The organism is Sulfitobacter sp. GN1-4 (genome assembly GCF_055693825.1).
The window spans coordinates 3,925,726-3,951,938 of sequence record NZ_JBVFUQ010000003.1 but is presented as its reverse complement, the minus strand read 5'-3'; the positions used below and the strand labels follow the sequence as shown (position 1 = coordinate 3,951,938).

20 protein-coding genes, 1 tRNA gene and 1 pseudogene are annotated in these 26,213 nt (G+C 60.2%); 8 read left to right on the top strand and 14 right to left on the bottom strand.

What is annotated here, in order from left to right:
- Nucleotides 1-75: 75 nt before the first annotated feature.
- On the top strand, nt 76-798 hold the full coding sequence (gene phnF / locus ACZ1HM_RS20290; protein ID WP_472744396.1) for a phosphonate metabolism transcriptional regulator PhnF: 723 nt from the start codon (nt 76-78) through the stop codon (nt 796-798).
- Between the two features lie 128 nt (nt 799-926).
- On the opposite strand, the gene ACZ1HM_RS20285 is transcribed toward phnF, so the two are convergent.
- Nucleotides 927-3,215, bottom strand: a complete 2,289-nt coding sequence (locus tag ACZ1HM_RS20285) for a DUF4214 domain-containing protein (RefSeq protein ID WP_472744395.1) — start codon at nt 3,213-3,215, stop codon at nt 927-929.
- Nucleotides 3,216-3,492: 277 nt separating this feature from the next.
- Nucleotides 3,493-3,882 (bottom strand): DUF3307 domain-containing protein, encoded by a 390-nt coding sequence (locus ACZ1HM_RS20280; protein WP_472744394.1) that lies wholly within the window; start codon nt 3,880-3,882, stop codon nt 3,493-3,495.
- Between the two features lie 183 nt (nt 3,883-4,065).
- Here ACZ1HM_RS20280 and ACZ1HM_RS20275 point away from each other — a divergent pair, with 183 nt between their 5' ends.
- On the top strand, nt 4,066-7,011 hold the full coding sequence (locus ACZ1HM_RS20275) for an ABC transporter transmembrane domain-containing protein (RefSeq protein ID WP_472744673.1): 2,946 nt from the start codon (nt 4,066-4,068) through the stop codon (nt 7,009-7,011).
- 153 nt (nt 7,012-7,164) lie between these two features.
- Here the strand turns inward: ACZ1HM_RS20275 and ACZ1HM_RS20270 are convergent, their stop codons facing one another.
- The 8 genes from ACZ1HM_RS20270 to ACZ1HM_RS20235 all read right to left on the bottom strand — a co-directional run bounded on the left by ACZ1HM_RS20270 (nt 7,165) and on the right by ACZ1HM_RS20235 (nt 14,782).
- Entirely contained in the window at nt 7,165-7,932 is a 768-nt protein-coding gene (locus tag ACZ1HM_RS20270; RefSeq protein ID WP_472744393.1) for a LamB/YcsF family protein, read from the bottom strand.
- Between the two features lie 10 nt (nt 7,933-7,942).
- A complete protein-coding gene (locus ACZ1HM_RS20265) occupies nt 7,943-8,959 on the bottom strand; it encodes a 5-oxoprolinase subunit C family protein (protein WP_472744392.1) in 1,017 nt (338 codons plus the stop codon).
- Nucleotides 8,956-9,693, bottom strand: coding sequence for a 5-oxoprolinase subunit B family protein (locus ACZ1HM_RS20260; RefSeq protein ID WP_472744391.1), 738 nt, complete (start codon nt 9,691-9,693; stop codon nt 8,956-8,958). The genes ACZ1HM_RS20265 and ACZ1HM_RS20260 overlap by 4 nt, the downstream gene beginning before the upstream one ends.
- Nucleotides 9,686-10,612: a hypothetical protein gene (locus tag ACZ1HM_RS20255; protein ID WP_472744390.1), complete on the bottom strand. Its 927-nt coding sequence runs from the start codon at nt 10,610-10,612 to the stop codon at nt 9,686-9,688. Before ACZ1HM_RS20255 ends, ACZ1HM_RS20260 begins: the two co-directional genes overlap by 8 nt.
- Before the next feature lie 12 nt (nt 10,613-10,624).
- Nucleotides 10,625-11,935 (bottom strand): TRAP transporter large permease, encoded by a 1,311-nt coding sequence (locus tag ACZ1HM_RS20250; RefSeq protein WP_472744389.1) that lies wholly within the window; start codon nt 11,933-11,935, stop codon nt 10,625-10,627.
- 3 nt (nt 11,936-11,938) lie between these two features.
- Complete coding sequence (locus ACZ1HM_RS20245) at nt 11,939-12,460, bottom strand: TRAP transporter small permease (protein WP_472744388.1); 522 nt, start codon at nt 12,458-12,460, stop codon at nt 11,939-11,941.
- Between the two features lie 63 nt (nt 12,461-12,523).
- Entirely contained in the window at nt 12,524-13,513 is a 990-nt protein-coding gene (locus ACZ1HM_RS20240) for a TRAP transporter substrate-binding protein (RefSeq protein WP_472744387.1), read from the bottom strand.
- A gap of 30 nt (nt 13,514-13,543) precedes the next feature.
- Entirely contained in the window at nt 13,544-14,782 is a 1,239-nt protein-coding gene (locus ACZ1HM_RS20235) for an NAD(P)/FAD-dependent oxidoreductase (RefSeq protein ID WP_472744386.1), read from the bottom strand.
- A 166-nt stretch (nt 14,783-14,948) separates the two neighbouring features.
- Between ACZ1HM_RS20235 and ACZ1HM_RS20230 the strand changes: the two genes are divergently transcribed.
- The gene (locus tag ACZ1HM_RS20230; RefSeq protein WP_472744385.1) at nt 14,949-15,641 is read left to right on the top strand and encodes an aspartate/glutamate racemase family protein; all 693 of its coding nucleotides are present in this window, start codon (nt 14,949-14,951) and stop codon (nt 15,639-15,641) included.
- A gap of 237 nt (nt 15,642-15,878) precedes the next feature.
- On the opposite strand, the gene ACZ1HM_RS20225 is transcribed toward ACZ1HM_RS20230, so the two are convergent.
- The gene (locus tag ACZ1HM_RS20225; protein ID WP_472744384.1) at nt 15,879-17,474 is read right to left on the bottom strand and encodes a GMC family oxidoreductase; all 1,596 of its coding nucleotides are present in this window, start codon (nt 17,472-17,474) and stop codon (nt 15,879-15,881) included.
- 119 nt (nt 17,475-17,593) lie between these two features.
- Here ACZ1HM_RS20225 and ACZ1HM_RS20220 point away from each other — a divergent pair, with 119 nt between their 5' ends.
- The 4 genes from ACZ1HM_RS20220 to ACZ1HM_RS20205 all read left to right on the top strand — a co-directional run bounded on the left by ACZ1HM_RS20220 (nt 17,594) and on the right by ACZ1HM_RS20205 (nt 21,987).
- Nucleotides 17,594-18,826, top strand: coding sequence for a TRAP transporter substrate-binding protein (locus ACZ1HM_RS20220; protein ID WP_472744383.1), 1,233 nt, complete (start codon nt 17,594-17,596; stop codon nt 18,824-18,826).
- A gap of 104 nt (nt 18,827-18,930) precedes the next feature.
- Nucleotides 18,931-19,776: a TRAP transporter small permease gene (locus ACZ1HM_RS20215; RefSeq protein WP_472744382.1), complete on the top strand. Its 846-nt coding sequence runs from the start codon at nt 18,931-18,933 to the stop codon at nt 19,774-19,776.
- Nucleotides 19,776-21,167 (top strand): TRAP transporter large permease, encoded by a 1,392-nt coding sequence (locus tag ACZ1HM_RS20210; RefSeq protein WP_472744381.1) that lies wholly within the window; start codon nt 19,776-19,778, stop codon nt 21,165-21,167. Before ACZ1HM_RS20215 ends, ACZ1HM_RS20210 begins: the two co-directional genes overlap by 1 nt.
- Before the next feature lie 46 nt (nt 21,168-21,213).
- Nucleotides 21,214-21,987 carry an IclR family transcriptional regulator gene (locus tag ACZ1HM_RS20205; RefSeq protein WP_472744380.1) on the top strand — a complete coding sequence of 258 codons (774 nt, stop codon included), beginning with the start codon at nt 21,214-21,216 and terminating at the stop codon, nt 21,985-21,987.
- Here ACZ1HM_RS20205 and ACZ1HM_RS20200 read toward each other — a convergent pair.
- A complete protein-coding gene (locus ACZ1HM_RS20200; RefSeq protein ID WP_472744379.1) occupies nt 21,967-23,187 on the bottom strand; it encodes a winged helix-turn-helix domain-containing protein in 1,221 nt (406 codons plus the stop codon). The two genes, ACZ1HM_RS20205 and ACZ1HM_RS20200, sit on opposite strands and share 21 nt — an antisense overlap.
- Entirely contained in the window at nt 23,187-24,221 is a 1,035-nt protein-coding gene (locus tag ACZ1HM_RS20195; protein WP_472744378.1) for a LacI family DNA-binding transcriptional regulator, read from the bottom strand. The genes ACZ1HM_RS20200 and ACZ1HM_RS20195 overlap by 1 nt, the downstream gene beginning before the upstream one ends.
- 122 nt (nt 24,222-24,343) lie before the next feature.
- On the opposite strand from ACZ1HM_RS20195, the gene ACZ1HM_RS20190 reads away from it, so the two are divergent.
- Nucleotides 24,344-24,420 (top strand) — tRNA-Arg (locus ACZ1HM_RS20190).
- Nucleotides 24,421-24,701: 281 nt separating this feature from the next.
- Here ACZ1HM_RS20190 and glpK read toward each other — a convergent pair.
- A pseudogene (gene glpK, locus ACZ1HM_RS20185) lies at nt 24,702-26,188 on the bottom strand (glycerol kinase GlpK).
- Nucleotides 26,189-26,213: the final 25 nt, after the last annotated feature.

Sequence of the window (26,213 nt, the reverse complement as noted above, 5' to 3'; positions counted from 1 at the left end):
GAAATACTATACAACTATACATATCTTAACGACACCCCGGCCCGCTGCCCACCCCCATTCGCAAAGATGCTGCCTATGCCCTCTGCCCAACGCCCCAAAACACCTGTCTGGTTGGCCATCGCGAACGCTCTGCGCAGTGAGATCAGCGAAGGGCGGTATCAGCCGGGGGACAAACTGCCGACAGAGGCTGCGTTGGCGGAGCGTTTCGGCGTGAACCGCCACACTGTGCGCCATGCGCTGTCAAAATTGGTTGAGGAAAATCTGGTGCGTACCCGGCGCGGTGCGGGTGCCTTTGTGGCCGCCACACCTACGGATTACGCCATTGGCCAACGGGTGCGGTTTCACGAAAACCTGCTGGCCGCAGGGCGCCGTCCGCAAAAGCAGGTGCTGGCGATTGAATGCCGCGCCGCATCGCAGGGAGAGGCGCAGGCGCTTGCCATTTCACAGGGCGCGCCCGTCTGCGCCTATCACGGCTTGTCTCTGGCCGACGGCCAGCCCATCGCCATCTTTGAAAGCGTTTTCCCCCAAGACCGCCTTCCCGGTATCGCAGAGGCGCTGGCGCAAACGCGGGGGGTGACCCAAGCGCTGGACCTGGTCGGCGTGGCGGATTTTATGCGCAGTTCCACCAGGCTCACGGCCACCCGCGCAGATGCGAGCCAAGCGCTTCACCTGCAGGTACAAGAGGGCGATCCGGTGTTGCGCTCCACGGGTGTCAACGTGGATGCGGCGGGCACACCGGTTGAATTTGGGCGCACGTTTTTTGCCGGGGACAAGGTTACCCTAACCTTGGACAGCTGAGGGGTGTGCAAGTGGCCTGTCTGGCGCCTGGCGTTTCTTGGGGCCCCATCTGCGGGTCCCAGCGATGGCGCAAGAGCATCAAGGGTTCAGGTGTCCGCGCCCCAAAGCGCGAACACCCGCATCATTTCTCACCCGTACCAAATGCCATCATCGATGGCTGGGGCAACGTTGGCCTTGTTCTCAGAGCTTTCAGAGAAATGCACCAGCATCTCTTCGCGGGAGAAATCGTTCTTTTGCTGATCGCTCCAAAACGCATAGCCCGCCTGATCAGGATCCCGGTCCAGCACGTTCTGATAAAGCAGATCAAGATAGGCGTTGTCGCTCAGATCGTCTTTTTTGCCGTAGGTTTCCGCAAACTCATCTGAGGTGAGGAAGTGATCGGCAATCTCAACCAACGTGAAATCCCCGCTGTCGAGTTGTTTGACCCAGAACTCCAGCCCCGCCTCATCCGGCGTGCGGTTAAAGCTGGCTTCATAAAGGCGGTACGCCTGACCGGCGTTGCCTTCCACATCAGCCGCCAGCACACCGTCGTTAAAGACGATGCGTTCCACGTTGTTCAACGTCACCTGCGCATCGGTGCCCGCTAGGGACATCACCGCTTTGCCAAGACCGTCAATCTTGAACGTCGCGTCTTCGCCCATGGCGTCGGCAAACACCGTATCCACGCCATCACCGGCGTCGATATAGACAACGTTTTCGGTCCAGGCGATGAGGTCATCCACACTGGTGCCAAGGATATAGTGTTTGTCCGACGTGATCAGTTCGCCTGTTGGTTCGGTTGGCGCTCCGTCGGTGATGTCTTCATCCGGTTCTTTGTCTGGCGTGTCGTCCGTTACCGGGACGTCATCCTTCATATCACCATCCGGTACATCTGCTGGCGGATCCTCAACCGCAATGGGGATGCCGCCCAGATTGATATCCAGATCGACATCCACGTTCACATCCAAATCCAGTTTGAGTTCCACCACTTCGAAAGGGTTCAGCATAAGGTCTATCTCGCTCGCGTTTTCGAACAAGAGATCTGTCAGGGTCACATCGACATCATGTTCATTGTAAAAATATGCTCCTCCGTCGATTTCGATGCTTTCTGCATCCACGCCGACCAACCACTGCTTCCCGTTGGATGTGTCGGCATCCAATGCGATCTTCACACCCTCAACCGAGCGATTCGGCAGTTTGGTAGAAAGATCAATTGTGAACGATGTTGTGTCCGTATTTCGTGAATAAATATAAAAGATGATTTCGTTTTCTGTGGCGTAGCTGCTGAACGAAACGCCTGGCACGCCGTCACTGAACGACGCCTCAATCAGCTCAGCGCCGGGCAAAGAGGCGGACATCAGATCAAATGCGGCCCCCTGAGCAGAGTTGGTCAACCGGCCCGCGTCATCCAGGCGCGGTCCCTCATCTGACACAAGCGTCAGCGCCGTGCGGGAATGATAGTCAAACGTCCAGACATGTGCGCCGTCCACACCCAGCTCAACCATGTTCTCAACTTGGTTGATCACGCTGGAGGCGGCGACAATCCCGTGCTGCTGCGTGGCCGTGGTTTTCACGTTCCACTCGGTGATGTGCAGATCCAGTTCTTTGTCAAAATTACCGGCCCAAACCTGATAATCTTTGCCAATGTTTTTGATGTTGTCGTCCTGCGCGGCCAGCTCAAAGCTGGTTTCGTTGTAATAGTAATGCTCCGTCACGCCATCTATCGCATCGCGGGCCGCATCACTGAGCTGGTCAATGATCTGCTGGTTGGCCTCCACGGTCCGGGCGGCATGGTTGGACACGCCTTTGATGGCGGGAAACTCTGATCCTTGATTCCCCGGTGTGCCCATCTGCACCAGGATATCGGGCTGCGCCTCGGGTCCGTAACCCGCCGCCTGCATCCCCAGCTCCAGCGCTTCTGCCCCGATGGAGGCTTTGATGCCATAGGCGGTTTCGCCCATTTCCCAGTATTCGTTGCCCATTTGAAAGGCAGCAATCACATCGCCGTATTCAGCCATCACCGTCTGGGCAAAGGTTTCAATCTGCGAGGCAAAGCCCGCATAGTCCTCAGCGCTCAGATGTTTGGTGGGGATGATCAGCGTCGCTTTTGTGGGGTGGCCCGCCGCCGTTTGCGCCTGACACCATTCCAGAAAGTTCACGACTTCGGCGCGCAGCTGACCGCCGGGCATGTCGACAATGTTGATCGCGCTCACGCCATCCTCTGGCAGGTCACCGGCGGCATTGGGCTTGGCCGGATCCAGATCGGCCTGCCCACCGCCAAAGCGGATGTTCTGCGTTCCAAGCGCCTGTGCGGTGGCTTCATAAGCGGGGGTTGGAGTGCCTGAATTTGTGCCCTCAAAAACCGCGTTCGCGCCGAACATATCGGCAGAGACGATCTGCCCGGTTTTCTTCAGGTTCAAAAGACTCAGTACTGTCATTAACGGCAAACCTCGGCAGACATTAGGTTCGAAATTGAATTTGTATTAGCAGCGCCCCGTGACGCGAAATTGCCAGAATTCCCCCTTCAAACTCAAGAAAACCCCGTAAAATCAGGCGATTTGGCCGAAATCGCCACAATTGCGCATAACAATGCCACAATGAATCCGGGCGTTGTCCCGCCGTCTGCAACAATCGTTGCGCAGCACACAACGCCGCCAGCGCAGAATCAGAATTGTTTCGATTTTGGAACCTAATTGTTGCCTTGGGCCTCTGCACCTAGACGGCGAACTTGACCCAGGCCCAGACCATCACGACATAGGTCAGCTGGTGCAAAAGCTGATCTGTCCCAAACGCCCGCCAATAGCCAGCGTCGGTGGGCGTGTATTTCTTGATCGCCGCGTGCCGCCCTTTGCCCCAGTCGATGTGGTAGTGCACGACGCCCTCAATCGCGCAGAGCACCAAGGTGAACCCAAGGGGCGCCCCCACCAGCACCAAACAGACAACAGAAAAGATCGCGTGTAGCCCGGCGTGCTGGCAGCGGCCCATGTGGATATACTCATCCCGGCCAGCCAACATTTTCTGCGTCTGGAAAAAGAAATCCGCAAACAGGTGTTTCACCTGCAATAGCACGAGCAAGATCAGCGCGGTTTCAAGGCCAGGGGTCAAAGAGTGATCTCCTTTAGGTGTACCCTAATGCATCCACAGGGAGGCGCAATTCATTTGATTTTGGCACCCTGCACTTGTTAAGCCTTTGGGGAATTAATTTTTTCTGCCCAGAATTGGACCTTTCCAATCGAACGCTCATTATTTTCCTTCATTTGGAAGTACTCCAAACGTGATCAGCTGATCCTGCTGGCGGTGACCCTGACGCTGTTTCCGCTGCTCTACCTGACCCTTGAGTTGCCAAAACGTATCATCAACGATGCGATCGGGGCCGGGACGGATGTGGTCAACTTCTATGGCTTCCAGCTGGACCAGATCAGTTTCCTGATGGTGCTGTGCGGATTCTTTTTGTTGGCTGTGCTGGGGCACGGCATCATGAAGATGCGCATCAACACCATGAAAGGTGTGCTGGCCGAACGGCTGCTGCGCCGCTTGCGCTATCAGCTGATCGGGCGCATTCAACGGTTCCCCGCGCCCTATTTTGAACGCACCAGCCAGGGTGAGCTGGTGTCCATGGTCACATCTGAATCTGAGCCGATGGGCGGCCTGATGGGCGACGCGGTGGCGCAGCCTGTGTTGCAGGCCGGGCAGATGATCACCATCCTGGCGTTTCTCTTTTTGCAAAGCTTCGCCTTTGGCGTCGCGGCCTGTGCGCTGATCCCGCTGCAGGCCTGGCTGATCCCCAAACTGCAACGCCAGATCAATCTGCTGAACAAAAAGCGCGTGATCCAGATCCGCGCTTTGGCGGCAGAGATTGGCGAGGGGGCCGCAGGGGCCAGCACGCTGCGCACCAATGGCGGCTGGCGTTACCGGATGGCGATGATCTCAGACCGGTTGGGCAACCTTTTTGGCATCCGGTTTGAGATCTTCCAGAAGAAGTTCTTCATGAAGTTCCTCAACAACTTCATCAGCCAGCTGACGCCCTTCTTCTTTTATTCCGTCGGGGGCTATCTGACGATTACGGGTGAAGTGACCGTGGGTGCCCTCGTGGCAGCACTGGCGGCCTACAAGGATCTGTCCAGCCCGTGGAAAGAGCTATTGGCCTATTACAACCAAAGCGCGGACATGTCGCTGCGCTGGGAAACCATCACAGAGCGGTTCGCACCCCATGGCATGGTCAACCGCGACCTCTTTGATGGGGAGCCTGAAGATATGCCATCGCTTGATGGTGATGTGGTGCTGAACAACGTGCGGGTGCAGGATGCAGACGGCAACATGGTGCTGGAAGACATCGACGTCACTTTCGCCCCTGCCACCAGCATTGCCATCACCGCCCCCAGCGATGAAGACAGGCGCGCGTTCTCAGAGCTGTTGATGCGTGAACTTGTGCCGGCCTCAGGCTCTGTCACCTATGCGGGTCATGCGCTGTCAGAGCTGCATCAGGGCGTTGTGGCCAAACGCATCGCCTATGCATCGTCGCGTCCCGTGATGTTCCAAGGCAGCTTTGGCGAAAACATCGCCTTGCCTTTGTGGGTGGAGCCTGACCCCGATGCCGCAGAAGGCGACAGGGCGTTTGAAAGCATTCGGTCGGGCAACAGCACCGATCAGCCGAACATCGACTGGATTGACCCCGAGGGGACAGTAGGTGCCGGAAACGCTGATTTGCGGGCCTGGTGGCTGGAGCTGATCAAGGGGATGCAGATTGATCAGGCGCTGTTCTTGCGCGGCATTGATCAACGCTTTGCGCCCGAAGACAACGCGGCGTTGGCCGCAGGTCTGGTTCAACTGCGCCCCCGGGTGGCAGAGCTTTTGAAGGACGCGAAGCTGGATCAGCATGTCCATTTCCTGGACCCCGCGCTTTATAATCCGGCGCTGCCTGTGGCGGACAACCTGATCTTTGCCTCCCCTGACACCAGCATCACCGCGGCCTTGCTGGAAGAGCAGACCGATTTCATGGCGCTGCTGGCCTCTCTTAACATCGAAGGGGATTTGCTGCAGCTGGCCACGGATATGGTTGATCTGCTGCGTCAGATCTTTGGCGTGGACGGCACCGACCATCCGCTTTTCCGCAAGTTGGGCGTGGATGTTGATACGTTTGAAGCGGCCGTGCGCGTGCGCGACAAACGCCGCAAGGGCACTGAGCTGAGCATCGGGGACAAGGCCACCTTGCTGGCTGTGACCTTTGCGATGTCCGCAGAAAAGCTCGGCTCTGCCTTCCCTGATGAGATCATCGAAAACGTGCTGGCCATTCGCAAAGCCCATGGTGCCGCGCTGCAAGAAAGCCTGGGCGATGTGTTCACGCCAATCCTTGAGGACCAGCCCATTGCGGGTCTGACGGTTCTGGAGAACGCGCTGTTCGGCAAGATCGCGGAAAGCGTCGGCGGGCAAAGCGATGCCTTGCGCAAGGTGGTTGTGGATGCCCTCTATGAGGCGGGGCTTGATGGGCTTGTCCTTGATCTGATCTTTGACATGCCGCTGACCTTGGGGGGCACCAACCTGCCCGCGCTTTTGACCGAAACACTTGCCATCAGCCGCGCCGCGATCAAGCGGCCACAGGTGCTGGTGCTGGATAGCGTTTTGGCCAGCTATGACGCTGAGACCCGCAGCAACCTGCATGACCGCCTGCGCGGTTTGCTGCCAAGGGCGACGATCATCAGTCTGGAGCCCAGCTTTGACGAAGATGCCGTGTTCGACGCGAAATATGTGCTGCAACAGGGGCGCATGTCATCGCTGGCGGGGGATGTTGTGGCCGAAGAGGACAGCACCGTAAGCGCCGATCTCGCGCGCAAACTGCGTGCGTTGGAGCAGACGGATCTGTTCTCCGGTCTGGCCCGCAAACAGCTGCGGCTCTTGGCCTTTGGCGCGCGTTGGTACACGGCCCCTGCGGGTGAGTATGTGTTCTACAAAGATGATGATCCCTCAAGCGGTGCGTTCCTTGTGGTCGAGGGTGAGGCCGATTTGCTGTTGCCGGTGGAAGACGGCGACGATGTGCTGATTGCCACCTCCGGGGCGGGCAAGTTGGTGGGTGAGCTGGGGGTGATCCGCAACGTGCCGCGCGCGCTGGACATGCGCGCCAAGTCTGACCTGACCTGTTTGCGCATCGGTGCTGAGGAATTCCTGGACGTGGTAGGCAGCGACGCGCGCACGGCCTACAAGCTGTTGCAGGTGGTCGCGGGGTATGTGTCAAGCTAGGCGCTTGCGGTCTGGTATTGTCTGTTGCTGGTGATGCCGCCGCCCTCAAAGCGCAGCTGTCCCCGCGGGGACAGAGGCCGCGTTTCATTTGGATTCAACGCTTTACGGCTGATTTAACACTTAAGTAGGGATTTCCCCCCGACCCCAATGCACCTACCGGTGCCCTTCAAATTGCGCCAGGCTGACCCCTGCCGCCTCCAGCTCTTTGCGCACAGAGGCGGCGATGGCCACGGCCTCGGCCGTGTCGCCATGCAGGCAGATCGTATCAATCCGCGTTTCAATATGTTTGCCACTTTCGGTGATGATCGCCCCGGCCTGCACCATCTCAACCATGCGTTTGCCCGCAAGGGCCGCGTCATGGATGACCGCACCGGGCAAGGACCGGTCCACCAAGGTGGCATCATCGTTGTAGGCGCGGTCGGCAAAGATTTCTCCGGCCCAGGCGCAACCGAGCTTTTCAACCGCCGCCTGCTGTGCTGTGGCGGCCAGCACCATGACAATCAGATCCGGCGCCACGCTCAGGGCCGCTTCGTACAGATCGCGCGCCATGGCTTCATCTTCTGACGCCATGTTGGCCATGGCACCGTGCAGTTTGAGGTGCCGCACCTGGGCCCCGACGCTGCGCGCCATGCCGATGCTGGCGGCGACCTGATAGCGCACCTGGTTTTGCAGTGTGCCGCGCGGCACCGACATGCGGTTGCGGCCAAAACCTGCGATGTCCATGAACCCCGGATGCGCGCCAATGCCCACGCCGTTTTGATGCGCCAGGGTCATCGTGGCGGCCATCACATCCGCGTCGCCCGCATGCCCGCCACAGGCGATGTTGGCGGAGGTGACGATGTTCAACAGCGCGGCGTCATCCCCCATGCTCCAGGGGCCAAAGCTTTCGCCCATATCGGCGTTCAGATCGACGGATGGCATGGCAGGTCTCCTATGCAAAGGGGTTGGCGGTGGCCGAGGTGGCCCCGCTGATAAGTTGATAGCCCAGCAGATCCTTGATCTTGGCCGGATCGCGGACCAGCGGCACCACCTTTTGCGGCAGCGTCTTTAGCTCAGCCAGATAGCGGGTTTGCAGGGCAATCGCCTCCTCCATCTCGACAAAGCTGAACTGGATGGGCGCGCCGGTCTGGGCCTGCGCCACGCGCGGCAGATCACAGGGCAGGACAGAGCCGATCCGGGGATAGCCGCCGGTGGTTTGGCATTCATACATCAGCACATAGGGCGCGCCATCGCCTGAGATCTGGATGTCGCCGGGCACAACCACTTCGGACACGATGCTGAGCTGGTCTTCGGTGGCAAAGCCGTTCCCGTCAAAGTCCATGCGCACCCCCATTCGGTTGGCACGGGCATCACGGCGAAAGGCGGTGTGTTGAAAGCGGGTGATGTCAGCGGGGGCAAAGGCCGCGGTTTGCATTGAGGCGACAAGGCGAATGGTCCCCCCGTCAAAGCGGTCATCGGGGCGTAGGATCATGCCGGTTTCGGCACCGGTGTCGGGGCCGATGGGCAGGGCTTCGCCCGTTGTCAGCAGCGTGCCGATGCCACCTGCTAAGTGGCTGCTGCGCGCCTGCATGACCGTTGGGGCATCAATACCGCCGCCCAGGTGCAGATAGCCATAGGTCCCGCGCCGCGCGCCCCCGATGGCAAGCTTGGCGCCGGCGGGTAGCAGGTGGCTGGCATGCCAGGTCAGCGGCTCCCCGTCGAGGGTGGCGGTCATCTCCGCGCCCGTCAGGGCGATGCGCAAATCGGCATCCGCCTGAAACGTGCCGCCGCTGCCTGCCATTTCAATTGCGGCCAGTGTGGGGCTTTGGCCCAGAAGGGCCGCGCCTTCGGCCAAAGCCAATCGGTCCGCTGCACCGCCGACGGTCAGCCCGCGTGCGCGAAAGCCGGGGCGGCCCTGATCTTGCAGGCTCATGGCGGGGCCCGCTTGCAGGATGGTGAGCGTGCTCATGCCAAAACCTCATGGTCTGCGCCGCCCAGACCGGTGCTGTCTTGGGCCAGGATGACATCATATTCCGCGCGGCTGATCGCGGGAAACGTCAGCTCATCCCCCGGGGCCAGGGTGAAAGGCATCGCTGCATCCGGGCGGAAGGTTTTGAACGCAGTCTGCCCGATGTGGCGCCAACCGGTGGGGGCGGCGTTGGTAAAGATGATCAATTGCCGGATTGCGATGATCAGCGCCCCTGCGGGCACGGATTTGGTCAGACCCTGCTGGCGAGGGATGTTCCAGGTTTCACTCAGCTCCCCCATGTAGGGTTGGCCGGGGGCAAAGCCCAAAGTCAGCACCCGCACGCGCGAGGTAGAGATCTGGCGGATCGCCTCGTCAGGATCCACGCCCGCGACGGCGGCGGCCTCTTCCAGCTGTGGGGCCAGATCCGTGCCATAAAGCGTTGGCACATGCCAAAGCGTGCGGCCCTCAGGCAGGGGGGCTGCAAACCAATCGCGGCTGTGCAAAAGCGCCTCAAGCCGCTCTTTCATCGCGTCGGGGGGCGTGGTGGCAAAGTCGATCTCCAGATAGGTGGAGACAAGAGATGTGCTGGTTTCGGCCACTTCAGGCCAGGCTTGTTCCTCTACCGCGGCACGAAAGGCGAGGGCGGCGCGGTTGGCAGGCTCGCTCATGGCGCTGGCGAAGGTGATCAGCAGGCCTGATAGGCCCACGGTGCGGATTTGAGGCCAATCAGTCATGTGTGAGCGCCCAGGCATAGAGTTTTGGCAGCAAGATCGGGGTAAGGTACATGGGCAGTTGCCAGCAGCCGATGAAGACCATCAGGGGCGCGATTACCTCGGGCGGCAGGGCCACCAGAAAGATCGCGATGTTGCGGTTGCCAGCCGCCAATGCAAGCGGGGCGGCAAGCGGCGTGCGTCTTAACGCGACCAGGGCCACAAGTTGCAACAGATAGCTGATGCCAAAGGCCAGCAGCGCCCATTGCGCAACTTGCCACGGGTCGCTCAGCAGCGCGGGGGTAAGTGCGGCCATCAGGCCCACCACGATGATCGCAAAGGTCAGCACCGACAGACCGTCGAGCGCTTTGATCTGATCCTCGGATGGGGCCGGAAAGCACCAGGCGCGCAGGGCAAAGCCCGCGCCGCTGGCCAAGCCAATCACCGCCAGCAGTTTGAGCGCGGCAAAGATGACGTCGCCTGCGGGGCCCAGCTGCGGCAGCACGGCCAAGACCGGCAGCACCGTCAGCGGAAAGGCCGCGGTGCCCAGCACCAAGATCTGCATCATACGCCCCGCATCCAGACGCATGATCAGCGCCAGGTTGACCGAGCCGGTGATGGCGGGTGCCGCAGCGGTCAAAATGATCGCCAAGGCGGCGGGTGTCTGTTCCAGACCGGCACCCGCCAGCAGCGCCCAGAGGCCCAAGGGCAGCGCCATCTGCAAAGTGGCCACCGCCGCCACGCCCCAGCGTAGATCGCCCAAGGCCCCCAGTGCCGCGCGGTGTCCGATCCGCAGGGCGGTTGTGCCCAGCAGCAGCGCCACCATATGCGGCAGCCAGGGCACCATGGCGGCGGCCAGACCGGGCAACGCCAGCCCCGCTGCCAGCCCGATGATCAGGCACAGGCGCGCGTGATCTGAGGCCAGCCAAAGTAGACGTCTCATCGGCCATGATCCTTACCCGGGTCCTGCGCGCATGTTGTTGGGCAGCCATGTGGCGATCTCGGGGAACCAGATCAGCACAAAGGTCATCAGCACCATGATGCCAAACATCGGCAGGGCGGCTTTGGTGATATAGCCCATCTCGTGATCGGTCATGCCTTGCAACACAAAGAGGTTAAAGCCGATGGGGGGCGTGATCTGGGCCATCTCAATCACGACAACCACAAAGATGCCGAACCAGATCAGATCAATGCCCGCATCCCGCACCATGGGTTCCACCACCGCCATCGTAAGCACGATGGCTGAGATGCCATCGAGGAACATGCCGAGGATGATGTAGAAGACCAGCAGCGCCATCAGCAGCTCAAAGCGTGTCAGCTCCATCGCGGCGATGCCATCGGCCAGGGACCGGGGCAGGCCGGTAAAGCCCATCGACAGTTTCAGGAATGCCGCACCTGCCAGGATCAGCGCGATCATCGCAGAGGTGCGCGTGGCCCCCATCAGTGAGGCGCGGAAGCTGTCCCAGGTCAGCGACCGCTGCATCGCGGCCAGCACCAGCGCGCCGATCACGCCGATGGCGGCGGCTTCGGTTGCGGTCGCAAGGCCCGCGTACATGGAGCCGATAACCACGATGATCAGGCCAAAGACCGGCAGCAGGAAGCGGGAGTTGGCAAGCTTTTCGCCAAAGCTCATCCCGCGTTCAACGGTGGGGTTCCATTCCTTGGAGGTGACGCTGACGATGGCGACGTAGGCCATGAACATGCCCGCCAGCACCAAGCCCGGAAAGACGCCCGCAAAGAACAGCTTTGAGATGCTTTCATTCACGGTCACCCCGTAGACAATAAGCGCCAGTGAGGGTGGGATCATCAGGCCCAGCGTGGCGGCCCCGGCCAGCGTGCCGATCACCATGTTCTCAGGATAGTTGCGCGCGCGCAGCTCTGGGATGGCCATCTTGCCCACGGTGGTCAGTGTCGCCGCCGAGGAGCCTGAGACCGCGGCAAAGACCGTGCAGGACACGATGTTGGTATGCACCAGACCGCCGGGCAGGCGGGCCAGCCAGGGTGAGAGGCCTTTGAACATGTCCTCAGACAGCCGGGTACGATAGAGGATTTCGCCCATCCAGATAAAGAGCGGCAGCGCCGTCAGCGTCCAGCTGGAGGAGGAGGCCCAGATCGTTGTGATCATCGTGTCGCCGACAGGGCGGGTGGTGAAAAGTTCCATCCCGACCCAGGCCACGCCCATGAGTGCCAGGCCAACCCAGACGCCGGTGCCCAGCAACAAAAACAGCACGAAAAGAAAGAGGATGATGGCATAAAGTTCGGTCATCGGTCAGATCTCCTGGCTCTCAACGGTGTCTTTGACGATGCGGTGTTCGCCTTTGAAAAGGACGTGCAAGAAGTTGTCCGTGAGTGCGATCGCCAAGAGCGCGCCGCCCACCACCATCACCGATTGGGGGATCCACAGGTGGATGGCGTCCTGGCCTTGGCTGACCTCTTTGAACTTCCACGACCAGTAGACGAACCAATAGGCGTAGTAGGTGAAATACCACGCGATGGCAGCGGCCAGCCCAAAGCACCAGACCTCAAGCAGTCGTTTGGCACCGGGGGCCACAGCGTTCAGCAAGATCGACACGCGGATATGCGCGCCCCGGTTCAAGGCATTCGCGAAGGCAAAGAAGGAGGCCGCGGCCATGGCGTAGCCTGCGTAATTTGGCGCGCCTGGAAAGATCTCTCCGGTCCAGCGGGCGACCATTTGGGCCACGATCAGTGACAGGATTGAAATTAAGCACAAGGCGGCCAACACGCCAGCGAGCGTGTAGAGAAAATCGAGAAATTTGCGAATGGCGGTCATCAGAAGCCCCCTTGGAAGGTGAAGCGGCCCCCGGATCTCCGAGGGCCGCTTAGGTCTTGGGGTTTAGTTGGAGGCTTTGAACGCATCCACGATGGCGGCACCATCGTCGCCTGCGGCTTCAAGCCATTCGGACGTCATGGTCGCACCCACTTCGCGCAGGCCGGACATCAGCGCGTCACCCGCAGGCTGTACGGTCATGCCGCCTTCGCGCAGGCCGTCCATGGTGAACTGGGTGTAATCCTTGGAGGCTTGCAGACCGCGCGCAGCGGCTTCCTCAGCGCAGGTGGTGATGGCGGCCTTGTTCGCGTCAGAGACACCGGACCACACGTCGTTGTTCACCATGACGTAGTTGTAAGGCAACCAGGCGTCGACTTCGTAGAAGTGGCTGAGGCTTTCCCAGACCTTGCGGTCATAGCCCGTGGCACCGGAGGACACCATCGAATCGGCCACGCCGGTGGCAAACGCCTGAGAGATTTCAGCCGCCTCAATCGTCACGGGCAGCATGCCTGTCAGCTCAGCCAGACGGCTGGTGGCGTTGTTGTAGGACCGGAATTTGAGGCCCGCCATGTCAGCGACTTCGTTGACTTCTTTGTTGAAATAAAGCCCCTGGGGCGGCCATGGCACGGCATAGAGCATGGTCAGGTTCTGCTCTGCCAGCAGCTCTTCCATCTTGGGCTTGGCGGCGGCAAAAAGCTTGGCGCTGTCGTCAAAAGAGGGGGCGAGGAAGGGCACGGAATCAAAGCCAAAGATTGCGTTTTCGTTCTGGTGGCCGGACATCAGACGTTCGCCGATCTGGACCTGACCGGTCTGGATCGCGCGTTTGATGTCAGCGCCTGCAAAGAGCGACCCGCCGGGGTGCACGGTGATGTCGATCTCACCGCTGGTGCCTGCGCGCACGCAGTCGGCAAAGGCCACGCCGTTCTCAGAGTGGAAGTTGGACGCAGAATAGGCCATCGGCATGTCCCATTTTTCCGCCGCAACCGCAGGCAGCGCGCCTGTCACAGCGATGGCGAGTGCTGCGGCACCTGTCATAAGTTTGGATGTCATTTTCATTTGGTACTCTCCCAGTTGGATACGATGCTTTTATGAAAAGCGTTGCGGGTGGTACGGGGCCAGGTCCGTATTGACCGGCTGGTCCGTGATCAGGCTGGCAATCAGCCGGCCTGTTTTCGGCCCCCCCGTGAGGCCGATGTGGTGATGCCCGAAGGCGGTAAAGACCCGGCTTTGTCCAACCTGCCCGATCAGGGGCAGGCTGTCGCTGGGGGCGGGCCTGTGCCCCAGCCATTCGATTTCATTGGTGGCTTTGAGATGCGGAAAGGCGCGTGCGGCCTGGCGGCGCAGCAGCGCAAAGGGCGCTTTGGAGGGGCCAGCATCCAGCCCGCCAAACTCCACAATGCCTGCACAGCGCACGCCCTGTTCCATCGGCGTGGCCACAAATTTGCCAGAGGCCAGCATGATCGGGCGCTGCGGTCCGCCTGTCGCGCCCTCAAAGACGATGTGATAGCCGCGCTCGGATTCCAGCGGCACGTTGATACCCAGTTTGGCCATCAGTGGTTTGGACCAGACGCCCGTGGCCAGCACCACATCATCACACGGAATGGACCCTTGGGTGGTTTCAAGCGCTGTGACGGAGCCGTTTGTCAGCGTGACGTCCTTAACCTCAGCCTCGCGGAGGGTGCCGCCCATGTCGGTAAAGGCGCAGGCCAGGGCCTGGACATAGCCGCCGGGGCTGCGGATGAAGCCGTGGTGTTTCATGATTGCCAGGCAGGTGGTTTGTGGCCCCAAGCTGGGTTCATAGTCTTGGACCGCACCGCCTTCGATCAACTCAGGCGCGAAGCCTGCTGCGCGGCGCAGGTTCCAGACATAGCTTTCCGCCTCAAAAGCGGCGCGGGTGTCATAGGCAAAGCAGTAATCGCTTTCGGTCACCCAATCGCCCAGGCCCAGATCCTCACACAGGGTTTTGTGTTGGTCGACCGCGTCGCCCACGATGTGGGTCAGCCCCTGGGCGATGCGCTGGGTATCGGTGTCATTGGCGTGGGCCAGATATTTGCGCAGCCAAGGCAAGAGTTTGGGCAGGTAGGGCCAACGCATGAAGAGCGGAAAGTTGGCGTCCATCAACATGCCAGGCGCCTTGCGGATCAGCCCCGGGGTGGTCACCGGCACCATGGCGCAAGCCGCCAGCACACCTGCGTTGCCGTGTGATGTGCCCGTGCCCGGCGCGCCGCGGTCCACGATTGTGACGTCCACGCCCGCCCGGCGCAGCCAGATCCCCGCAGAGACGCCGACGATGCCAGCGCCGATGATGGCAACATGGCGGGTCATTTGGCCGTCCGGTGGGTGGGCATTGCAGGCATAGGTGATTCCTCGTTTCTGTTATGATGCACCGAAATTCGAAAACATCAATAAAATGTTTACAAATTGTCATCGTATTCAAATCTACTTGTCACAAGGCGGGGCAGGCGGCACTGATGCGGGCAGGAGGACAGTCATGCCAGACGCGCAGCAGCCTGCTTTGGGCATATTGATGTTGGACACGCAGTTTCCCCGCATTCTTGGGGATGTGGGCAATGCTGAGACCTGGCCGTTTCCGGTACGCTACGGTGTCGTGCCGGGGGCCACGCCGCAGGCGATTGTTTGTGAGGATATGGAGCCTTTTGTGGCGGCCTTTATCGCCAAGGGCCGCGCGATGGTGGCCGAAGGGGCGGTGGGCATTGCGACCACCTGTGGGTTCCTGGCGCTGATCCGGCCGCGGTTGGTCGCTGCCCTTGGTGTGCCGGTGGCCGCCTCCGCCTTGGAGCAGGCGGGACAGATTGCGCCGCTGTTGCAGCCGGAGCAGTGTCTGGGTGTGCTGACGATTTCTGAACAAAGCCTGACGGCGGCGCATCTGTCGGTGGCGGGGGTGCCCAAGGATGCGGTGGTGCGCGGGATGGAGGGGAGCTGCTTTGCCAGATCCATTTTAGAGAACCACACAACATTGGATGTTGCGGCCGCGCGGGTAGAAATGGTGGAGGCGGCGCAGGGCATGGTGGCGGCGCGTCCTGAGGTGGGTGCGATCATTTTGGAATGCACCAATATGGTGCCCTATGCGCCCCAGATCGCGGCGGCCACGGGGCGGCCTGTTTATTCGATCTATAGCTATCTGCGGTGGTTTTATGCGGGGCTGTTCCCACCCGGGTTCTAGGGCTGGATGCTCATCGCTGCGCTTTTCGCGGGGGAGGGGGTGGCTCAGGCTCACCATCCCAGAAGGGCTGGAGCCCCCCTCACTTGATCCCGGCCATGCCAGCCAGCAGTCTATGGCGCAAGGCAAATAGCCGTCTCCCAGCAAGCTGGGTCCCTCGGCGATTTGTCTTGCACCCCAGCCCGCTGCCTGGCCTGTCAGTGCTCAAGCGACGGCGGCTCCAGCCCAGAAGCTGGCGGGTCAGGCGTCTTCCAGGATCAGATCGCTCGCTTTTTCGCCGATCATGATGGCGGGGGCGTTGGTGTTGCCGGAGACGATCTCGGGCATGATGGAGCAATCGGCCACGCGCAAACCGGTGATGCCGTGCACGCGCAGGCGGGCATCGACCACGGCGTCTTGGTCCTGGCCCATTTTGCAGGTCCCCGTGGGGTGATAAATTGAGGCGGTGTTGTTGCGCGCCCAATCGAGCGTGGCGTCATAATCTTCGATATCGAGGTCCGCATGGGGGCGGAATTCCTCTGAGATCTTGGAGGTGAGCGGCGCGTGGCGGGCGATGCGGCGGGCAATGTTGACGCCTTCAACAATCGTGTCGCAATCGGTTTTGGTGGACAGGTAATTGGGGATGATCGCCGGATAGGCGCGGGGGTCCGCGCTGGTGAGGCGGATCTCTCCTTTGCTTTCGGGGCGCAGTTGGCAGACTGACATGGTGAAGGCGGAGAATTTATCCGCCCCCTTGCCGGGGTTCTCTGCAGAGAGCGGTTGGACGTGGAACTGGATGTCCGGGGTGTCCAGATCGGCCCGTGTTTTCATAAAGCCGGTGGCCAGGCTGGCGGCCATGGTCATCGGGCCAGAACGGAACATCAGGTATTTCAGACCAATGCGGGCCTGACCGTAGAGCGAGGATACCTCATCATTGAGGGTGGGTTCATTGCATTTATAGACCAGGCGCGCCTGCAGGTGGTCTTGCATGTTTTTGCCCACGCCGCGCAGCGCGGCGGCGACGGGCACGCCATGTGCGCCCAGCTGCTCAGGATCGCCGATGCCGGACAGCATCAGCAGCTGGGGCGAATTAATCGCACCGCCGCTGAGCACGATTTCTTTGTTGGCGGTGATGGTTTGGACCCGGTTGCTGCGGTCGGTGTAGGTGATGCCGGTGGCGCGGGTGCCGTCCAGGATGATCTTGTCCACCTGCGCGTGGGTGATGATTTGCAGGTTGGGGCGTTTTTTGACCGGGTTGAGATAGGCCACAGCAGAGGAACAGCGCCGCCCGTTCCGTGCGGTCAGCTGGAAAAAGCCCACGCCTTCTTGCTCTGCCCCGTTGTAATCGGGGTTGAACTTGTACCCTGCCGCCTGAGCGGCCGCGACCCAGGCATCGGTGATGGGGCGTTGGATGCGCATGTTAGAGACCGACAGCGGGCCTTGATCGCCGTGGAATTCATCCGCACCGCGTTCGTTGTTTTCGGCGCGTTTGAACAAGGGCAGCACGTCTTCCCAGCCCCAACCGGTGTTGCCCATCTGCCGCCAGCGGTCATAATCCTGGGGTTGCCCGCGCACATACAGCAACCCGTTGAGAGAGGAGGAACCGCCCAAGACCTTGCCGCGCGGCCATTCGATGGAGCGGCCGTTCAGGCCGGGATCGGGCTCTGTTTTGTAGCACCAGTCCACGGCGGGGTTATGGATGGTCTTGAAATAGCCAACGGGGATGTGGATCCAGGGGTTCCAATCTGTGCCGCCGGCCTCAAGCAGGATTACCTTGTTAGATGGATCAGCGCTCAGCCTGTTGGCCAAGACGCAGCCAGCAGAACCAGCCCCCACCACGATAAAATCGGCGTTCATTTGTAAAATCCTCCCGTCCCTTGAAGAAAATTCTAGGCAGAAGCGCGTTTCTGCGCTAGCCTTTTTTGAAACTAATGGTCTCAAAAATGAGAAAAATGTCTTCAAACGGGAGGAAGAAGATGAAGGTATCAGATAAACTACGGGGCATTTCGCGCCGCGATTTGTTCCGCTTGGCGGGCCAGTACGGCATGTCATCGACGCTGTTGGCGGCGGGGACATTCGGTGGCGCGATGAGCCTTGGCAACTTGGCCAAAGCGGCTGAAAGCACCTATGAAAAGCGTTTCGCCAAAGAAGCGAAGTTCACGTTCAAATTCGGGGCTGCTGGCTTTAACGCCCGTAACCTGTTGATCGAACGCGCTGGTTGTCTTGAGTTTGCGCGCGATCTGGAAAGCCGCACAGATGGTGAGATTCGTGTCGAATTCATCGGCGACAACCAGATCTGTGGTCAGGTGTCTTGCGTGGAAAAAACCCAGCAGGGGATCGTGGACATCTATGCGGCATCTACGCAGAACTCTGCGGGTGGTGCGCCATATCTCAACGTGTTGGACTATGCGTACATGTTCCGTAACCGCGCGGATCAGTACTATTTCCTCTACTCACCCGAATCACAGAAGCTGCTGCGCGAGCCATATGAGCGTCGTCATGGTCTGAAATTCCTGTTCAGCCATGCGGAACTTCGTGGCATCCAGTTGGGTCTGGCGTGGGAAGACAAGCCTACCGTCACCTCAGTTGAGCAGCTGTTTGGCACCAAAAACCGTGTGACCGGCACGCAGCTGGGCCGGATCGCTATGACCGCGATGAACCTGAACCCTGTGCCTGTGGCCTGGGAAGAGACGCTTGATGGTCTCAAGCAGGGTCTGATCGATGGTGCGGAAACATGGGCCTCTGCTGTGGCTTATGCCAACATGTCGCCTGTGGTGTCACAGTCCGTGCACCTGAACTTCTTCTGCGGGACAGAGCACACAGCGATGTCTGCCTCTGCCTTTGATAGCCTGGGCGGTGAGCTGCAGGATGCGGTGATGGAATCATCCTATCTGGCACAGGTTCACGTGCAGGCCGCGAACGAAGCGGCGCTGGTCAAGACAGTGGGTCAGTCCGATCCACAGCTGCCAGGCACGATCTTTGCGCAGAACAACGTGCGCAACGCGTTCTTGTCCGATGCGGAACTGAAGAAGTGTGAAGAGATGTGTTCACCTGAGTTCCAGCCGCAGCTCTGGGAAGAGTGGCGCGAGCGTCTGAACGGCTGGTCCGGTGGCCACGACACGTATCAGGAAATCTATGATCACGTGCGCACGCTGCCAGCAGACACACTGCCAGAAAACGTGGAGCCACGTCGCTGGTGGAAGGCATAAACCACGCAGATGTGGTAGAATAAGAGGGCCGGCCCTGCTTGGGGCCGGCCTTCATCGACGCAGCCGTTGGAGGATGGCGGCGTGACATCAGGGAGGGGGCAGTCATGTCGATCATGACGGATATGAACGCCATCGTCAGTGCAACACTGGGTGGCGACATTACTTTCAAAACAGTGCAGGCCTACAGATCGCCCGCCGCATGGTTCGTTTTTGGACCGGTGACGTTGCTGGGTGCGATCCTGTTTTACTATCGTGAGCGGTTGGCGGAGCGCCTTGAGAACCGTCTGGGGTACGCGATCACAAAATACACCCACCCGGTCATCGCGCTGGTGTTGGTTCTGGGGCTGGCAGCGGCGTTCTTGCCGCCGGTGCAGGCCGTGATGGCCACAGCGACGGGGGATAACATCCGCGCCCTGGTGGTGTTTATCCCTGTCCTTCTGATCTTGCTGGAGCGCACGCCAGAGCGGACGATTGTGGTCTATGCCTACATCGTTATGGCCGCGATTATCTTTATCGGGGTGATCCAGCGTTTTGTCTTTTCGGTGCAGGTGCCCTGGTCAACCACGATCCCGCCGCTCTTGTTTATGGTGATGGCCTGGTATGGGGCGACCTTTAATGTGCGGCTGCGTACGCACCTGAGCTTTACTGAGTTTCGATCAAAGTTCGGACGCAAGGGACAGATGTTCTGGCTGACCTTTGATAACGTTCTGTGGGTGCTGTTCTGCATCATCGCGGTGACAACAACGTCGCGGGTGACGGTGAACACCTATGATAACTTTGCCATTGTTCTGGGGACAGATGATGTGATGCGCTGGTGGTTCCTGATCACGATGCCGGTGTGCTTTACGCTGCTGGCCGCGCGGGCCTTGGAGAATGTGTTGGAAGACTTTGCCAAATACAGAAACGGCGATGAATTGATGCAACAAGCGGTGATCGGGGGAGACTCGTAATGACTGATGGAACCTGGATCACACTCATCTCATTGGCGGTGACGTTTTTGTTCATGATGGGCACGCCCGTCCTGCTGATCATCTTTTACTGGGTGGTTGGGTGTAGCTTTGTGCTGGACCTGACGCTCGACAATACGGGCGCTGAGCTTTTGAACGTGTTCAAAGACGGCTTTGCGCTGATGGCGATGCCGCTCTTTATTCTCACTGGGGATTTGATCAACAAATCGGGGATCGCCAAGCGGTTGTCTGATTTCGCCTACGCGTGTCTGGGCTGGCTGCGCGGCGGTCTGGCGATGGCATCGCTGGGTGCCTGCGGTCTATTCGCGGCGATCTCTGGCTCCAACTCGGCCACGACAGCCACGATCGGGTCGATGCTGCATCCTGAGATGGTCAAAGGCGGTTATGACGAACGCTTTTCAGCGGCGACAGCCGCGGCGGGCGGCACCGTGGGGATCATCATTCCGCCCTCGATCATCTTTATCGTCTACGGCTTCTTGATGAACCTGCCGATCTCGGATCTGTTCATTGCGGGCCTTGTGCCGGGGGCCTTGATGGTTCTGGCGATGATGGTGGCCTGTTTCATCGTCTGTTCGATCAACGGGTGGGGCTACATCATTTCCCTGTCCATGTCGCGGATCGTCAAAACCGGCATCGGTGCCTGGCTTGGGTTCTTTGCCATCGGTCTGGTGCTGTGGGGCATCTACACCGGTAAATTCTCACCCACGGAAGCGGCGGGTGTGACCGTGGGCTTCTGTATCATCGTCGCCATGCTGAGCTATCCGGCCAACAAGGCGCTGGGGATGAGTGCCGACACACCGATTGAGGAGAAATCCGTCACCTCCATGTTTGTGGTCGAAGGGTTCACCTTGCGCGAAATCCCCTCCATCGTGGTGCGGTCTGCGCAGATCTCGGGCATCCTGGCGCCGCTGATCGCGGTTTCGGTTGTGATGCAGCAGATCCTGTCGCTGTTGGGCGCACAGCAGGTGATTGGCGGGTTCGTGACGTCCATGGGCGGCTATTATCCGGTGCTCTTTACCGCGATGGCCATTGTGTTCGTGGCGGGGATGATCCTGGAATCGCTGCCTGTGACAATCATTCTGGCCCCGATCCTGGCACCGATTGCGGCATCAGTCGGTGTGGATCCGATCCAGTTTGCGGTGATCTTCCTGGTGGGGGCTTCCATCGGGTTTATCACGCCCCCCTACGGTCTGAACCTCTATGTGGCGTCGGGTGTGACGGGCGTGCCTTACTTTAGGCTTTTGCGTTACGCGACGTTGTATCTGGTGTCTTTGGTGCTGGTGTGGTTCTGCGTGGCCCTCTTCCCATCGCTGTCAAAAACACTACTGCCGGGTGGCGGATTGTTTGAACTCTTGTCAGGGTTGGGCGGTTAAGCCAAGGTGGTGAAACTGGACGTTTGTCTCAGAAATGAGGGCAGTGATGGCCGACGCGGGCGATACAGATAAGGCGATACCAACCAACTTGCGGTTGCTGTTGTTGCTGGAAGAGATTGCCCGCGGTGGGGTCCCCCTGACCCCCACGGCCGCCAATGAGGTGCTTGGGCTGCCGAAACCCACCATTCACCGGCTGTTCCACCGGCTGGAACAAGAAGGGTTTTTGCAGCGCGACATCGACGGACGCTCGTTCTTTGCGGGGCAGCGGCTGCGTCGGTTGTCGGTGAATGTGCTGTCTTCTTCGCGGTTGCGCACCGTGCGCTCTGCGATCCTGAATGCGCTCACGGAGGATGTGGGAGAGACCTGCAACCTGGCGACACCAGACCGCGAAGGCATGGTCTATGTCGACCGGGTAGAAACCAAATGGCCCCTGCGCATCCAACTGCCCATTGGATCAACCGTGCCGTTTCACTGCACAGCCAGTGGCAAGATGTACCTATCCTCGCTTCCACCCCGGCATTTGCGCAAATACCTCGATAACGCGGTGCTGGAACGCCAGACGAACCATACCCTGGTTGATCCAGATGCCGTTGTGGCCGAGGTCGAAAAGATCCGCACGCAGGACTATTCCACCGACGATCAGGAATTCATGGAAGGGATGGTGGCCATTGCCGCCCCGATCCGGGATGATCTGGGGCGTCTGATGTCCACCATATCGGTGCATGCGCCGGTGCAGCGGATATCGCTGGCTGAACTCAAGGGCCATTTGGACCGGCTGCGGAAAACAGCCAAGGACCTGTCAGAGATGATGCTGCGCTGAGCCGCGGAACCAGCCATTCTCAAACGCGATGTTGCTGACCCCGGCAAGCCGGGTGATCCGCTCAAGCTCAGCCTCAAACGCGGCATGACGGCCTTTGCCCCAACGCGTTGTCCCTTCGGTCCACAGCGCGCGGATGCGCAGGGTGTCTGCATCGCGGAAGGCTTTCATATCCACCCGCGCCACGATCCTGTCCCCTTGCAGGATCGGAAAGACATAATAGCCAAAGATGCGTTTGGGTTCGGGCACAAACATCTCAACCCGGTAGTGAAACCCAAAGAGCCGCTGCGCGCGTTTGCGGTCCCGCAACGCCGGATCAAAGGGGCTGAGCACGCGCAGGCGGGGGGTGACCTCAGTCTCGCGCGCGGGATCATCCGCCAGGGCAGGGCGCGCGAAGGCCGCCTTGGTGCTGCCGTCCGCCCCGGTGATGTGCACCGTCATCAGCCGCCCGGCCCGCTCTTCTGCCTCACACCAGGTCTTTGCCTCTTGCGGGCTGATATGCGCCCAGAACGCTGCCAGCTCACCATGGGTGGCAAAACCCAGCCGCGCCAGCGCCTGATCGCAACACCAGTCAATGGTCTGCGCCTCATCGGGGCATTGGGCAGGATCGCACAGATGCTGCTCCAGCACCCGTTCCGTCAGGTCATAGCGTTTTTGAAAGCCATCGCGCCCCACCACGCAAAGCGCGCCGCTGCGCCACAGGTATTCCAGCGCGGTCTTGGAAGGGTGCCAATCCCACCACCCGCCTGATCCGCGCGCCTCATCCTTACCCACATCTGATGAACACAGCGGCCCCTCGCTGCGGATCTGGTCCAGCACGATCTGGAACTGCCGTTCAAACCCTTCGCGCCGGTCCTTGGCCCACCGCGACTTCAGGCGCAGGGCATCGCGCTGGCGGCGCAATTGCCAATGCGGATAGAACTTCAGCGGGATGACCGCCGCATCATGGGTCCAATGTTCAAACAGCTGCTGGTCTTTTTCGTAAAGCGTCTTGAGCGCTTTGGGCCGGTAGCGTGGCCGGCGGGAGAACAGGATCAGATCATGCGCGCGTGCGACGGTGTTGATGCTGTCCAGTTGCACAAAGCCAAGGCTTTCGATCATCTCCAGCAACGCCTGCCCTGATGCAGGGCCTGCTGGTGGTTCGGCCAACCTGTGACGGTCCAGAAAAATCCGTCGGGCTTGGGTGTTGGACAGGGTCAGCATCACCGCCTGCGGCGGCGCAGCGTATCCCCAAAAGACAAGGTCGGCGTCAGTTTGACCTGGCTGGGTATACTGTCGTCGGGCGTGTCTGACGTTTGATTAAGGATGATTTTCGCAGCCGCCTCCCCGATCTCAATCCGGCAGGCGTCCATGGTGGCCAACTGTCGGGGCAGGCCCTGCAACAGCTCAACACCGTTAAACCCGGCCAGTCCGATCTGACCGGGGATGTCGATGCCCTGATCAATGAGATAAAGCAATCCACCCGCACCAATCATGTCATTGGAATAATAAAGGAAATCCAGCTCGGGTGAGCGTTCCAGCATCTCCTGCGTCATCTCCCGCCCCTTGGCGAGCGCGGATCCACCTGAGTAGAACGCGCGGTCCTCAATCTCAATCCCGGCCTTGGCAAGGCCCTCAGTGAACCCTTCAAAACGTTTGCGCGCGCGGTGATCCAGCGGCATTTTCGTGCCCATGAACCCGATGTGTTCGTATCCCTCTTTGATGATCGCCGCGGCCATTTCACGCCCCGCCCGCCGGTGCGAAATGCCCACCATCGCATCCACCGGCTTGCCATCGGTATCCATGATTTCCACCACTGGGATGCCCGCGTTGCTCAGCATCGCGCGGGTGGGGTCGGAATGCTCCAGTCCCGCGATGATCACCCCCGAGGGGCGCCATGAGAGCATCTCATAAAGCACGCGTTCCTCTTTTTCCGGCATGTAGTCCGTGACGCCGACGACCGGCTGTAGGGGCGTGTCTTCCAGGATCTGGTTGATCCCGGTCAGCACCTCAGGAAACACCATGTTGCTCAGCGACGGGATGATCACCGCCACCAGGTTCACCCGTTGTGAGGCCAGCGATCCCGCGATCTGATTGGGCACATAGCCCAGCTCTTTTGCCGCCTCCAGGACCTTGGTGCGTGTCGCATCAGAGACATCGCCCCGATTGCGCAACACCCTGCTGACCGTCATTTCAGACACCCCGCAGGCATCAGAGACATCGCGAAGCGTGAGCGGGCGTTTGGAGGGAGTGGTCAAAGGGCAGCACCTCATTTGTTCACCCACCAGTTAGCGCGAACACGCAGGCACGATCAAGCACTGCCGAAATCTCACCCCACCCGATGACAAGCGCATCAGGCTCCGCTAGAGGTGAGCACAGCGGCCCCGTGGCTCAACTGGATAGAGCAGCCCCCTCCTAAGGGGCAGGTTGCAGGTTCGAATCCTGCCGGGGTCGCCATTTAAATTATCAACAATGCCGAACCCATTCCCGCGCCTGCGCGCATCTTGGCCGTTGCTTGGGCCGTATCTGCACTACCGCATCTCTCGTACACTCAATGCCGTGCCAACACTTTCAATAGCTTAGAACTCAGCGCTCCTGACGCTTAGCATGGACCTAGCACCGGCTGTTCTTCGCCTCTCCGAACATCGCGAGTGTTGAAATTCCGTTTCCGTCAGGCACAGCCGCAAAACCTAAGCCCTCAAAAAAGCCTATCCCAGCGCCCCAGACCCACAACCCGCTTAGACCCCAAGCGTTGCCTGCACCGCGCGTTTCCAGGCTGCGTAACGGCTGGCGCGGGTGTCTTCTGCCATGTCTGGCTCAAAATGTTGGTCCACGGCCCATCCGGCGGCGAAGGATTGCATGTCGGGATAGACGCCAACCTGATGTCCAGCAAGCCACGCCGCGCCCATTGCGGTTGTCTCCAGCACCGCGGGGCGGTCGACGGGGGCGTTGATGATGTCGGACAGGAACTGCATGGCGCGGTCGTTGGCGCTCATCCCGCCGTCGACGCGCAGGGTGGCGTCACCGCCGTGGCCTTGCCAATCGGCGCGCATCGCTTCCAGCAGGTCGCGGGTTTGAAAGCCCACGCTTTCCAGCGCCGCACGGGCAAATTCGGCGGGACCGGAATTGCGCGTCAGGCCATAGACGGCCCCCGGCATTCAGCGTTCCAGTAAGGCGCGCCCAGGCCGGTAAAGGCGGGGACGATGATGACCTCTTGGTGAGGGTCGGCGCTGTCTGCCAGGTCTGTGGTTTGTGCCGCACTCTCAATGATCTGCAAACCGTCGCGCAGCCATTGCACCACGGCCCCGGCCACAAAGATCGACCCTTCGAGGGCATAGGTGGTCTTGCCCTCCAACTGATAGGCGATCGTGGTTAGCAGGCGATTTTGCGATGCCACGGGCGTGTCCCCGGTGTTGAGCAGTGCGAAACAGCCGGTGCCGTAGGTTGATTTCAACATCCCCGGTTCAAAACAGGCCTGGCCGATGGTGGCGGCTTGCTGGTCGCCGGCCACACCGGCGATGGGCAAGGCGGTGCCAAGGTGTTCTGCTGCGGTGGTGCCAAAGTCGGCGGCGCAATCCTTGACCTCGGGCAGCATCGCCATTGGGATGTCGAAAAGATCGCAGATCGTCGTGCTCCACGCACCTTTGTGGATGTCATAAAGCAGGGTGCGCGCGGCGTTGGTGGCATCGGTGACATGGGCGGCACCGTTGGTGAGTTTCCAGATCAGGAAGCTATCGACCGTGCCAAAAAGTAGCTCACCTTTTGCGGCGCGGTCCCGTGCGCCTTCAACGTGGTCCAGAATCCATTTGAGTTTGGTGCCAGAGAAATAGGGATCCGCCAGCAGCCCGGTTTTGGCGGTGATCATCTGGTCCTGCCCCGCCTCGCGCAGGCTGCGGCAGAAATCAGCAGTACGGCGGTCTTGCCAGACAATCGCGTTGTGAATAGGCGCGCCCGTCTTGGCGTCCCAAACCAGCGTGGTTTCGCGCTGATTGGTGATGCCGATGGCGGCGATGTCAGGGGCCTGCAGACCGGCCTGCTGGATGGCGTCGCGGCAGGTTTGCAGGGTCGTTTCCCACAGATCAGCGGGGTCATGTTCCACCCAGCCGCTTTGCGGATAGTGCTGGGGGAATTCCTGCTGTGCGGTGGCGGTGACACGCATCTGGCCATCAAAGACCAATGCGCGGGAAGACGTGGTGCCCTGATCGATGGCAAGGATATGGGTCATGGTTGGCCTTCTACGGTATGGGTGA